The 12,298-nt window shown below is 64.2% G+C and carries 10 protein-coding genes; 9 read left to right on the forward strand and 1 reads right to left on the reverse strand.

What is annotated here, in order from left to right; translation table 11 throughout:
- Positions 1-81 precede the first annotated feature (81 nt).
- The 4 genes from FV139_RS05560 (at position 82) to FV139_RS05575 (ending at position 5,143) form a co-directional block, all read left to right on the forward strand.
- Complete coding sequence (locus tag FV139_RS05560) at positions 82-1,770, forward strand: acyl-CoA dehydrogenase family protein (protein ID WP_148067274.1); 1,689 nt, start codon at positions 82-84, stop codon at positions 1,768-1,770.
- 206 nt (positions 1,771-1,976) lie between these two features.
- Positions 1,977-2,621, forward strand: coding sequence for an ATP-dependent zinc protease family protein (locus FV139_RS05565; protein ID WP_187276415.1), 645 nt, complete (start codon positions 1,977-1,979; stop codon positions 2,619-2,621).
- Between the two features lie 12 nt (positions 2,622-2,633).
- Positions 2,634-4,157: an inactive transglutaminase family protein gene (locus FV139_RS05570; RefSeq protein ID WP_187276416.1), complete on the forward strand. Its 1,524-nt coding sequence runs from the start codon at positions 2,634-2,636 to the stop codon at positions 4,155-4,157.
- Positions 4,154-5,143, forward strand: a complete 990-nt coding sequence (locus tag FV139_RS05575) for an alpha-L-glutamate ligase-like protein (protein ID WP_187276417.1) — start codon at positions 4,154-4,156, stop codon at positions 5,141-5,143. The genes FV139_RS05570 and FV139_RS05575 overlap by 4 nt, the downstream gene beginning before the upstream one ends.
- 23 nt (positions 5,144-5,166) lie before the next feature.
- On the opposite strand, the gene FV139_RS05580 is transcribed toward FV139_RS05575, so the two are convergent.
- Positions 5,167-5,952: an SDR family NAD(P)-dependent oxidoreductase gene (locus tag FV139_RS05580; protein WP_148067276.1), complete on the reverse strand. Its 786-nt coding sequence runs from the start codon at positions 5,950-5,952 to the stop codon at positions 5,167-5,169.
- Positions 5,953-6,182: 230 nt separating this feature from the next.
- Between FV139_RS05580 and FV139_RS05585 the strand changes: the two genes are divergently transcribed.
- From FV139_RS05585 to FV139_RS05605, 5 genes are all read left to right on the forward strand, one after another.
- Positions 6,183-6,992 carry an endonuclease/exonuclease/phosphatase family protein gene (locus FV139_RS05585; RefSeq protein WP_148067277.1) on the forward strand — a complete coding sequence of 270 codons (810 nt, stop codon included), beginning with the start codon at positions 6,183-6,185 and terminating at the stop codon, positions 6,990-6,992.
- A gap of 112 nt (positions 6,993-7,104) precedes the next feature.
- Positions 7,105-8,463 carry a DEAD/DEAH box helicase gene (locus FV139_RS05590; protein WP_148067278.1) on the forward strand — a complete coding sequence of 453 codons (1,359 nt, stop codon included), beginning with the start codon at positions 7,105-7,107 and terminating at the stop codon, positions 8,461-8,463.
- A gap of 129 nt (positions 8,464-8,592) precedes the next feature.
- Positions 8,593-10,044, forward strand: a complete 1,452-nt coding sequence (locus FV139_RS05595) for a glycosyl hydrolase family 79 N-terminal domain-containing protein (protein ID WP_148067279.1) — start codon at positions 8,593-8,595, stop codon at positions 10,042-10,044.
- A gap of 94 nt (positions 10,045-10,138) precedes the next feature.
- A complete protein-coding gene (locus FV139_RS05600; RefSeq protein WP_148067280.1) occupies positions 10,139-11,791 on the forward strand; it encodes an AMP-binding protein in 1,653 nt (550 codons plus the stop codon).
- A gap of 5 nt (positions 11,792-11,796) precedes the next feature.
- Positions 11,797-12,252 carry a YaiI/YqxD family protein gene (locus tag FV139_RS05605; protein WP_148067281.1) on the forward strand — a complete coding sequence of 152 codons (456 nt, stop codon included), beginning with the start codon at positions 11,797-11,799 and terminating at the stop codon, positions 12,250-12,252.
- Positions 12,253-12,298 lie beyond the last annotated feature (46 nt).

A 12,298-nucleotide genomic window follows, 5' to 3' on the forward strand; every position in this document is an offset into this window, starting at 1 on the left:
ATGGGCGTTTTCCGTAGGGCCGGCCAGCGGTTACCATGGCGCAGTTTTGGCGATCCCGCCCGTTCCGCCCGGAGTACCACAATGCATAATACTGACCTTGACCTGTCCTCCGCCGCCCTGGCGACCACCCACGAAGTCTTCAACCAGTCCCGGGCGCTGGAGGGCTACAACAGTTACTCCGGCGATACCGCACTGCGCGAGGCCGTGGAGCGGCACGGCGCCGCCTGGGCCGAATCCCGCTTGACGGAGCACGGCGCGCGCTGTGGCAGTGCCCAGGTCTACGAGTGGGGCTTTCAGGCCAACGCGAGCAAGCCGCAGTTTGCCTCCCACGACCGCCAGGGCCACCGGGTTGACCTGGTCAGGTACCACGACGCCTACCATCACCTCATGACCCTGGGGCTGGAGGCTGGCCTGCACAGCACTCCCTGGACCGATCCAGGCCCCGGGGCCCATGTGGCGCGGGCCGCACAGTACTACCTGCAGGCCCAGGTGGAGTCCGGGCACGGTTGCCCGCTGACCATGACGTTCGCCTCGGTTCCCAGTCTGCGTCTCACGCCCTCCCTCGGCGACACCTGGCTGCCGAAGATTCTCAATCGCGCCTACGACCCGCGCAATGTGCCCCACACCGAAAAGCAGGCCCTGACCATCGGTATGGGGATGACCGAGAAGCAGGGGGGCTCGGATGTGCGCGCCAACACCACCCGGGCCCGGCCCCTGGCTGGCGGTGGCCCCGGTGACGCCTATGAACTGGTGGGGCACAAATGGTTCACCTCGGCACCGATGTGCGATGCCTTTCTGGTATTGGCCCAGGCCGAGGGCGGCCTGAGCTGTTTCCTGGTGCCTCGCTGGCGCGACGATGGCAGCAAGAACCCCATCCAGGTGCAGCGACTCAAGGACAAGATGGGCAACGTCTCCAATGCCTCCTCGGAAATAGAACTGCGCGGGGCTCTCGGCTGGATGGTCGGGGAAGAAGGGCGCGGCGTGCGGGCCATTATCGAGATGGTTTCCATGACCCGTTTCGACTGCATGATTGGCTCGGCGGCCGCCCAGCGCCAGGGCGTGGCCCAGGCGGTGAATCACGCTGCCGGGCGATCCGCCTTCGGCAAGACCCTCATCGACCAGCCGCTGATGCGCAATGTACTGGCGGACCTGCAACTGGAGGCGGAGGGCTCGCTGGCCCTGACTTTGCGTATGGGTGAGGCACTGGACAAGAGCCTTGCTCCCGGCGGCGACGAACAGGAAAAGCTGTTACTGCGCCTGGGGCTGCCGACCGGCAAGTACTGGATTTGCAAGCGCACGCCCTTCCACACCTACGAGGCCATGGAGTGCCTGGGCGGGAACGGGGTCACCGAGGACTTTATTATGGCCCGACTGTACCGTGACGCGCCCATCAACGCGATCTGGGAAGGGTCAGGCAATGTCCAGGCCCTGGATATGCTGCGAGCCCTCAGTCGGAGTCCGGAGACCCTGGAAGCCTGGTTTGCCGAACTCGGACGGACCCGCGGCGACGACCCCCGCCTGGATGCTGCGGTGGGGCAGTTGCAAGCCGAGTTCAGCGATCCCGACGACATCGAGTATCGCGCCCGCCAGATTGTTGACCAGCTGGCCCTGACCATGCAGTCGAGTCTGCTGTTGCGCACGGGTAACCAGCCGGTGGCGGAGGCGTTTATCGCCTCGCGGTTGGTCGGAGGCAGCCAGCGCAATTTTGGTGGCCTGCCACGCGGTCTCGACATTGATACCCTGATTCGCCGGGCCGATCCCCACGGTTGAATTCACGGCCGCTCGCACTCGCGGCGGGCTATTGAAACCCGTCTCGGAAGAGGATGCCCTGCCCCGGGCAGGGTATCTCCCAAGTTTCCTGCCAACAGCGCGCCTGCTACACTGACTACCTCGCCTGATTCCAGCCGGCCCGGGACCCCGCCCCGGGCAGTTACCGGATTACTGGTATCAGGACCATGACATAACACGAGGTCATAGTGACACGACACAAAGCGCTCGCCGCCTTGCTGCCCGGACTACTGGTTGCGGCCTGTAGCTCTACGCCCGTAGAGCCTCCCGCTGTCGCCGAGGAGCGGGTCTGTCCCCCGGTGCCCGTGGTTGAATGTCCAGTCTGCGATGCGCGGGCCTGTCCGGCGCCTCCCGTGGTGGAGAAAGTGATCACCCGCACCGTCCCCGCACCGGCCCCGGTACCGCTGAGGGCGGGCAAGCTTAACCTGCCGGTGATTGGTTCCGAGGAGTGGGCGACGGTAGAGCCGCCCGGGCTGGAGCTGAAGGCCCGCATCGACACCGGTTCAGATGTCACCGTACTGACGGTCCAGAACCTGCGCCAGTTCGAAAAGGATGGCCAGCGCTTCGTGATGTTCGACCTGTCCGGCGCAGAGAGTGAGCAACCGGTGGAAGTGGAGACCCCGGTAGAACGGCGGTTGATGATCAAGCGGCGCGATGGCAGCAGCGAGCGGCGCTATATCGTCCAGCTCTGGCTCACCATCGGAGATAGTCGCTCCCTGATCGACGTGGCCCTGAGCGAACGCGATGAATCGGAATTTCCGCTGCAGGTCGGGCGTAACTTCCTTACCGATGTCGCCATTGTCGATGTCGGCCAGCGCTATCTCGCCGATTAGGGTTGCGCCAGGATGATTGCCTCCAAACTCAAGATTGGCCTGGTCGCTGCCTTCCTCATCGTGTTTGGTCTCGGCCTGACCCTGTACAAGGCCGGTCGCCTCGGCCTGCCATTGCTACCCGGCGAATCCCGGGAAGTGTGGACCATCGAGTCAAAAATCAGTTTCAAGCCGTCCTCGGGCCCTGTGGAAGTCGACCTGAAAATGCCCCAGGCCCTCGGCGGCTGGGTTCTCCTGGATGAGCACTTTGCCTCGTCCGGCTTTGGCTTTTCGGTCGACGACGAGGCCGGCCGTCGCGAGGCGCGCTGGACCCGCCAGGACCTGGAGCGGCCGACCACGCTGTACTACAAGATCCAGTCCTACCGGGCCAACGTGGACTCGCTGCCCGACTACCCGGTACAGCTCGACAGCAAGCCGCGGATGCAGGCCGACCAGCTCACCGCCATGGAGCGGCTGGTGGAACTGTTACGGGAGAAGTCCACCGGGCCGGAAACCCTCGCTCGTCTGCTCATACAGGATCTGAATCGGAGCGAACCCGACGCCGACACGGCCTTCCTGATCGACAGTTATGCCGGCTCGTTACAGGAATTGATGCTGCATGTAATGACCTTCGCCGAGATTCCCGCACACCTGGTACGGGGCATCCGGCTGGAGGACGGGCGCCGCCGCCAGACCCTCAGCGCCATGTTGGAAATTTACGACGGCGACCGCTGGGTACTGCTGGACCCGGTCAGCGGTGAAGTGGGTTTACCCGATGACTTCTTCGTCTGGCAGCGGGGCCCCGGCACCGTCCTGCGGGTGATGGGGGCGCGGGATTCGCGGCTCGAGTTTGCCCTGGTCAGCAACAACGTGCCCGCCAAGACCGTGGTATCGATGGAGCAGCAGAGCGAGCAGTTCGCCCTGCTGGACTTCTCCATCTACGCCCTGCCGGTGGAGCAGCAGGGTATCTTCAAGGGACTGCTGCTGATACCCGTGGCCACGTTCATGGTCGTGCTGCTGCGGCTGATTATCGGGGTGAAAACCTCGGGCACCTTCATGCCGGTACTGATTGCGCTGGCGTTCCTGCAGACCACGTTGTGGGTTGGGCTGGCCATCTTCCTGGTGATCGTCGGGGTAGGGCTGTGGATACGTTCCTGGTTGTCGCATCTCAATTTATTACTGGTGGCCCGGGTCTCGGCGGTCATTATTGTGGTGATACTGCTGATGGCTACCATGGCCATCATCGCTTACAAGCTGGGCCTGGACCAGGCGCTGACAGTCACCTTCTTCCCCATCATCATCCTGGCGTGGACGGTGGAACGGATGTCCATACTGTGGGAGGAAGAGGGCGGCCATGAGGTGCTGATCCAGGGCGGTGGCAGCTTGCTGGTGGCGGTGCTCGCCTACCTGGTGATGTCGATTCCGCTGGTCGCCCACCTGACCTTCAACTTCCCCGAACTGCTGTTCAGCCTGCTGGGAGTGGTATTGCTGCTCGGCAAGTACACCGGCTATCGCCTGTCAGAGCTCTACCGCTTCCGGGAAATGGTGAAACCCCAGTGATCCGCCTGGTCTCTCCGCGCACCCTGCGCAAACTCGGCATCCTCGGCATGAACCGGCGTAACGTCGGTTTTATCGGGCGCTGTAACGTGCGCCGCAACTACCGGCTGGTGGACGACAAACTGCTGACCAAGCACGCCGCACTTGACCGCGGGGTGCCCACCCCGGAGCTCTACGGCGTGGTGGAATACCAGTTCGAAATCAACGATATCGTGGAGGAACTGGCCCAGCGCGAGAGCTTCGTGATCAAGCCGGTGCAGGGCAGCGGCGGCAAGGGCATCCTCGTGATCACCGGACGCGATGGCGACCACTTTGTGAAGTCCTCCGGCGCGGTGATCGACGCCGATGCCCTCCGGCGCCACACCTCCAATATTCTCGCCGGGCTGTACAGTCTGGGCGGCCGCAACGACCAGGCGATGATCGAGGCCCTGCTGGACTTTGATCCCGTGATGGCCCCCTACAGCCACGAGGGTGTGCCGGATATACGGGTGATCGTCTATCGCGGCGTGCCGGTCATGGCCATGATCCGCTGTGCCACCCACGCTTCCGATGGCAAGGCCAACCTGCACCAGGGCGCTGTAGGGGTGGGCATCGATATTGGCAGTGGCTGCCCCGTTGCAGCCGTGCAACAGGGCAGGCTGGTGACCCATCACCCGGATACCGGCGCGCGCTTTACCGAGCTGAAGATTCCCCGCTGGCAGGAGATCCTTGAACTGGCCGCGGGCTGCGCCGAGATGTGCGGTCTCGGTTACCTCGGCGCCGACATCGTTCTCGACCGGAAACGCGGGCCCATGCTACTGGAGCTGAACGCCCGCCCCGGGCTGTCCATCCAGGTGGCCAACCAGGAGGGGCTGATCGGCCGCCTGCACCGCGCCGACGAGATTGCCGACCGCTGTGACACCGACGCCGAGCGCATCGCCGCCGCCCGGGAGGCTTTCAGCGTGGAGAACATGGTCCCCCTGGCGGAACAGGCTGCCGCCCTGTCCTGAACCCGGCCATGTGGGCCTTCCAGTCAGCCGCGCTGGGACGAAAGATTGCCGCCGTCCACCACCAGTTCGGTGGCGGTAATATAGCTGGCGTCATCCGATAGCAGGAAGCGTACCGCAGTACCGATTTCCCGCGGCTCTCCCAGCCGCCCCAGCAGGATCCGTCGCTCAAAGGCCTCTTTTTGCCCGGGGGCGTGCTCCAGTCCCCCCAGCAGCATCGGGGTGGCAATGTGCCCCGGTGATACCGAATTGATGCGCACCCCATAGCGGGCCAGTTCATCGGCCAGCGCCCGGTTCATGGCCAGCATGCCGCCCTTGCTGGCACTGTAGGTGGGGTTCATGGCATTGCCCTGGGTGGCATTGATCGAGGAAATTCCGACCACCGCGGCGCCCGGCGTGGCCTTGAGGTCTTCCAGCATGGCCTGGATAAGGAAGACCTGGGCGCGCAGGTTGATGTCCATCACCTGTTGCCAGGTGTCCTGGGTGAGTTGCTCGATGGTCGCTACCCCGCTGACGCCGGCGCTGTGGACCAGGCCGCCGAGCGGGCCCAGGGCTTCCCGGCTGGTAGCGACCCCGGCACGAATCGCGTCGAGGCTGGCGACGTCCACCGCCAGCCCGATTGCCTCAATGTCGTACTGCTTCGCCAGTTCACTGGCGAGGTTCTCCGCCGCAGCGGCATCGAGGTCCCAGATTGCCACCGGGCGGCCGGCTTCGGCCAGGGCCTCGGCGCAGGCGCGGCCGATGCCCGAGGCGCCACCGGTAATGATCACGGGCGTCAGGGGTGAGTGTGAAGGGCGGGACTGGTTGGCCACGGCAAGTTCTCCTCGGCTGGGTGCCGGCTTTGTGCCGGCAATAGGCGGCTGGCGCAGGATGGATATGCGCTTTAATTCTACCTGCGGGCAGGTAAGTGGCAAGGCCGACACCCGGATCGGAGCGCATTGGTTTAAATTTCGGTCAATTCCCGGGGGTGAGGTCCACCTCCGCAGAGCTCTGGGCTATAGTGTCCTGCATTTTGTCTTGGGGTTTAAGGAAGCGGGAGGCTATGGGGTCGCAGAGCGAGAGCCAGCATATCCAGCAGGCGGGAACGGCGATTCCACAACTGCACATCCTCACCTACAACGTGCACAAGGGTTACTGTGCAGGCAACCGGCGCTTCATGCTGGACGCCATGCGTGAGCGAATCGCTGAAACCGGGGCCGATATCGTCTTCCTGCAGGAGATCCACGGCCACGCTGAGAAAAGTGCCCGCAAGCGCCGTCGCGCCTCCTACCCCGACCAGCCTCACTTCGAGTACCTGGCGGACCAGTCCTGGCCCCACTACGCCTATGGTCGCAACGCCATCTATCGCAAAGGGGATCACGGCAATGCCATCCTCAGCATGCACCCCTTCACGCGCTGGGAAAATATCGACGTGGCCCTGTTTCCGCGCTCCAGTCGGAGCATCCTCCACGGGGTGATCGACATTCCCGGCTTCGACAAACCGGTACACACGCTGTGCGTCCACCTCGGCCTGCTCGAGCGCGAGCGCCGGGCCCAGATCCGCACCCTGGTGGAGCGCATCGAGGAGCACGTGCCGCGGGACGAGCCGATGATCATCGCCGGCGATTTCAATGACTGGCGCATGCAGGCCGAGCGCCACTTGCGCAGCGACCTGGGCCTCAGGGAGCTGTTCGTCAAGTTGACCGGGCGTCACGCCCGCACCTTCCCGGTCTGGGCCCCGGTGTTTCCGGTCGACCGCATCTACTACCGCGGGCTCAAGCCGGTGTCCTGCGCCTGCCTGGGGGAGGGCAGCTGGCGTGAATTGTCGGATCACGCGGCCTTGTTCGGGGTGTTCGAGCTTTCCGGGCATTAGTACCAATCCGGTTGCAACCGGTGGCGATTCGCGTATGATCTGCGCCCTTCGCACTTGCTGACAGTGCCCGCGTTGTTGTCAGCATTCCCCTTCTGTTAAGAGAAAGTTGACTATGACATTCCAAGACCTCGGCCTGTCCGAGGCCCTGTTGCGTGCTATTGCCGAGCAGGGCTACAACACCCCTTCACCCGTCCAGGCCAAAGCCATCCCCCACGTGCTGGAGGGCAGCGATGTCATGGCGGCTGCCCAGACCGGTACCGGCAAGACCGCCGCTTTTACCCTGCCTCTGCTGCAGCGCCTCGAGGGCGGCCAGCGTCCGCCCCGTCGCGGTTGCCGGGCCCTGGTACTGACACCGACCCGCGAGCTGGCGGCCCAGGTACAGGACAACGTGCGCGAGTACAGCCGCTACCTGCAGCTGAACTCGGCCTGCGTCTTTGGCGGCGTCAAAATCAACCCGCAGATCGCTCGCCTGGAACGGGGTGTTGACGTACTGGTCGCTACCCCGGGCCGTCTGCTGGACCTGCACGGCCAGGGCGCCCTGCACTTCGACAACCTCGAAGTGCTCGTGCTGGACGAAGCTGACCGGATGCTGGACATGGGCTTTATCCACGACATCCGTCGGGTTGTGAAGCTGCTGCCTGAAAAACGCCAGACACTGATGTTTTCCGCCACTTTCTCCGGTGACATTACCGGGCTGGCCCAGGGCTACCTGCAGAACCCGGTCAAGGTCGAGGTAACCCCGCCCAACAAGACCGCGGATACCGTCAAACAGTGGGTATACCCGGTCGACAAAAAGCGTAAGCCGGCACTGCTGAGCCACCTGGTGAAGGAAAACAACTGGGCCCAGGTACTGGTATTTACCCGCACCAAGCACGGCGCAAACCGTCTGAGTCAGCAACTGGAAAAGTCCGGCATCAGCTCCGCCGCGATTCATGGTAACAAGAGTCAGAACGCGCGTACCCGTGCTCTGGGTGACTTCAAGCTGGGTAAAGTGCAGGCCCTGGTCGCCACGGATATCGCAGCGCGTGGCCTCGATATCGAGCAGCTGCCACAGGTGGTGAACTTTGACTTGCCCAATGTGGCCGAGGACTACGTGCACCGCATCGGCCGCACTGGTCGTGCCGGCGCCGCCGGTCGCGCCTACTCCCTGGTCAGCGCCGATGAGGTGGACTACCTGAGAGATATCGAGCGCCTGATTCGCCAGAACCTGCCGCGGGAGTCGGTGGAGGGCTTCGAGCCCGATCACAGTGTTCCCGACACCCCGCCGGCTCCCACCGGGCCGCGTCAGGGTAACGGTGGCCGTCGTTCCCCGGGGCGCCCTGGGCAGGGCCAGGGTCGTCAGGGCGAAGGCCGACAGTCCGCTGCCCGTGGCAATGGCGGCGGCAATAACAGTGGTAACAACAGTAATGGTCGACGCCGCCGCGGTGGCCGCGGCCGTCGCAGTGGTGCAGGGCAGGGCGCCAGCCAGTAACCCGACACCCGGCCACCGCGCCGGGCCGCTGTTTTATTACTGTCACATTTCTGCCGCATACTGCGCTGCAATGAATCCAGCAGGCAGACAGTTCAGGGTGGTGCACGCGATCGGGAGTTGCCCGCGCTGATGGCCCTGTGGCCGTCCCGCTCGCTGCCTCCCGACCCCGCCAGCGGGGCGGAAGTCCTGTACCTCCAGCACGCGCCCCTGCGGCGCGTGGATAAACGCTTCCTCTCCTGGTCCATCGACATTTCGGTCTTTGCCGGTGGCCTCTGGTGGGAGGGCGCGGGGCGCGCCCGGCGAGGTGTCGGCACGCTGCCGGTTCCCCCGCTTTCCCTGGACAGTAAAGGGCTGGATCGCCTGGTGTCGGCCCTGGGCCCCGCCTACCTGCGTATCGGTGGCTCCGAGGCCGACCGCATCCACTATTTCGAGGCGCCGCCTGACGAAGAGGGTGGCCTGGTGCTTTCCCGTTCCCGCTGGGATGCCTTGCAGGCGTTTATCGCCCGCCATGACCTGGGTCTGATTTTTACCTGCAAATACGGTCTGTTCCGGCGCAGTGAGCACGGCAGTTGGGACGGCAGCGAACTGGAGCGGCTCCTGCAGCACGCCTGTGAGCGCGGCCAGCGCATCGACGTGTTCGAGCTGGGCAATGAACTCAATGCCTACTGGGCTTTTCACGGCCTGCGTGCGCAGCCGGGAGCTCGCAGCCTGGCCAGGGACTACGACCGTTTTGCCGAGCTGGTACGCCAATACTATCCCGAGGCGCGCATTTCCGGCCCCGGCAGCGCGTTCTGGCCGCGATTGGGAGAGACCTTCCGCCCCTTTACCCGCATAACGCCCCGCTTTCTGGCCAGCCTGCAGCAGTCGCTGGACATCGTCGACTGGCACTACTACCCCTTCCAGAGCGAGCGCAGCCCTTTGCGCACCCGCAGTGCGCGGCTGGAGGCCATGCTCGACCCGCGGGCGCTGGATGATTTCGGTCGCTACAGCCAGCAGCTGTCCCGTCTGCGGGACCGCTTCCAGCCGGGGGCGGAATTGTGGACCGGCGAGACAGGGTCCGCGCAGTGCGGCGGCCAGCCCTTTCTGTCCGATCGCTGGGCTTCCAGTTTCTGGTGGGCGGACCAGCTCGGCCAGGGTGCCGCTCTCGGCCAGCGGGTGATGGTGCGGCAGGCGCTGATCGGCGGCGATTACGGCATGATCGATCGCCTGACCCTGAAGCCGCGGCCGGATTACTGGGTGAGCTGGTTGTGGCAGCGCCTGATGGGGCAGCGGGTGTTCCGGGTGCGCAGCTCGGATCCCTACCTGCGTGCCTACCTGCATGAACGCCCGGATGCCGATGGCAAAACCCTGATGCTGATCAACCTGCACGGGGAACCGCTGCCGGTAAGCCTGCGCGGTTTCGGGGAACCCCTGGGCGCCTATACCCTGACCGCCAAGCACCCCACGGCGCGCAAGATCCGTATCAATGGCCTGAAGCCCCGCCTGCACAAGGGGCGCCTTACGCTCACGGATATTCCTGTGGTGCCGCTGCCATCGACCCTGCCACCGCACAGCATCACGTTCTGCCTGTTGCCGGGCTGAGAAAGGTCTATCAGGTGACTTAATTGCCGCCCCCCGCTCTGGTAGGCTTGCTACTGCTTTTGTCGACTACCCCTAACAACAATCAGGAGTCACCATGGCGTTGGATACTATTCCTTCACTGCTGAATCACTGGGCCGATACCTGCCCGGATACTGTCTGGATGCGCACGCTGGGCGAGGGTGGTCGTGAATGGACCTGGGGGCAGGCACGGGATGAGGCCATGGCCGTGGCCGCCGCACTGGAAGAAGCCTTTGGTTCCCGCGCCAGTATGGCCATTGTGGCGAAGAATGATCCCCACTGGTTTCTCGCGGACCTCGCTGTCATAGCCTCCGGCAACATTACCGTGGGGCTCTTCACTACCCTGCCGGCGGATACCGCCCGGTACATCCTCGATTTTGCCGAGGTCAAAGTGGTGTTCGTGGGCGAAACCGGGAACTGGGATGCGGTCAGCGGGGTATTGCCGGAGGGCGTGACCCTGGTAACCCTGCCGGGGGTGGAGCTGGCCCAGGAACACCTCACCTGGGAGGAACTGCTGGAGCGCGGTGCCGGGCGCCGGCCGACTTACCAATGCCAACCGGATGAGCTGATGTCCCTGGTATTCACCTCCGGCACCACTGGCAAACCCAAGGGGGTCATGCAAACTCACCAGAGCAACCTGGTTCCCATTCGCCGTTTCACCACCACCTTCGGCGCCGAGGAGGGCACCCGCTATTTTTCCTATCTTCCCCTGTCGCACATCGCCGAGCGCCAGATCGTGGAATTCTCCTCCCTGGTGGTCTGCGGCCAGGTGACCTTCAACAGCGGGTTGGAGAACCTGTTGCCGGAACTCCAGCAGACTCGCCCCCATATCTTCTTTGGCCCGCCGCGTATCTGGGAGCAGTTCCAGCAGGCGGTGATCGGCAAACTGGGTGGCCAGGCGGCCCTGGATGCCGCGCTGGAAGCCGATCGCGAGGGCACCGGTCAGCTTATCCTCAGCACCATGGGCCTGGACGAGGTGCGCTACTGCCTCACCGCGGCAGCTCCTACGCCGCCGCCGCTGATTCACTGGTTTGGCGAACTCGGCCTGACCCTGATGGAGGGTTTCGGCCAGACCGAGGCCATGGGGTTGATCGTCAGCAGTCACGACGACCGCCGGATCGGTTCGGTCGGCAAACCCCTCCCTGGCGTGGACATACGTATCACCGAGGAGGGCGAGCTGGTGGTGCGCTCCCACGGCAACACGCCGGGTTACTACAACGATGCCGACAAAACAGCCGAGTTACTGCGCGACGGCTGGCTCCATACCGGCGACAAGGCGCGGATCGACGAAGACGGCTTTGTCTACATTACCGGCCGGGTGAAAGACTATTTCAAGACCATCCAGGGCAAGTTTGTGGCGCCGCCGCCGATCGAGGGGGCCTTTGCGAAGAATCCACATACCGAGCAGCAGTGCCTGCTGGGTCGTGGTTTCTCCAAGACCGTCATGGTCGCGGTGCTGACCGAGGAGGCCCAGGGGCTGCCCCGCGATGCGGTGGAAAGTTCTGTCCGCGATATGGTGGCGGGCATCAACGATACGGTAGAGCACCACGCACGTATTGGCGCGGTGATTCTCAGTGAGGAACCCTGGAGCATCGAAAACGGGATTCTCACCCCCACCCTGAAGATCCGTCGCGAGCAGGTCGAGGGTCGTTTTGGCGAGCTGGCCCAGCAACTGGCGCGCCGCTCGGCAGAGGAAAAAGCCCTGCTGCTGCACTGGCTGGAGGCCTGACCACCTTGCATATCTGGGTCGACGCCGACGCCTGCCCTGTAGCTATCAAGGAGATCCTGTTCCGGGCGGCCCAGCGCACTGGCCTCGACATGACCCTGGTGGCGAATCACGCCATGCAGGTGCCCAAGGCGCCCAATATCCGTTTCAGCCAGGTGGAGAAGGGGTTCGATGTTGCCGATAACGCCATTGTGGAGCGGGTGGAAGCCGGTGACCTGGTGATCACCGGGGACATCCCCCTGGCTGCGGAAATCGTCGCCAAAGGCGCCCGTGGCCTCAGCCCGCGGGGCGATCTGTACACGGCTGAAAACGTGCGTGCGCGCCTCAATATGCGCGACTTCATGGCCACCCTGCGCGACAGCGGGGTGGACACGGGCGGCGCGCCGCCACTGAGCCAGGCAGACCGCCAGCAGTTTGCCAGTCGGCTGGACCGTATCCTGGCACAGGCCGTTCCCCGAAGCTGAACGCGAGCGCTGGGCAGCGTCATCTTGAGTATATGCAACATTTCGC

Source organism: Parahaliea maris, assembly GCF_008064665.1.
Taxonomy (GTDB): domain Bacteria; phylum Pseudomonadota; class Gammaproteobacteria; order Pseudomonadales; family Halieaceae; genus Parahaliea; species Parahaliea maris.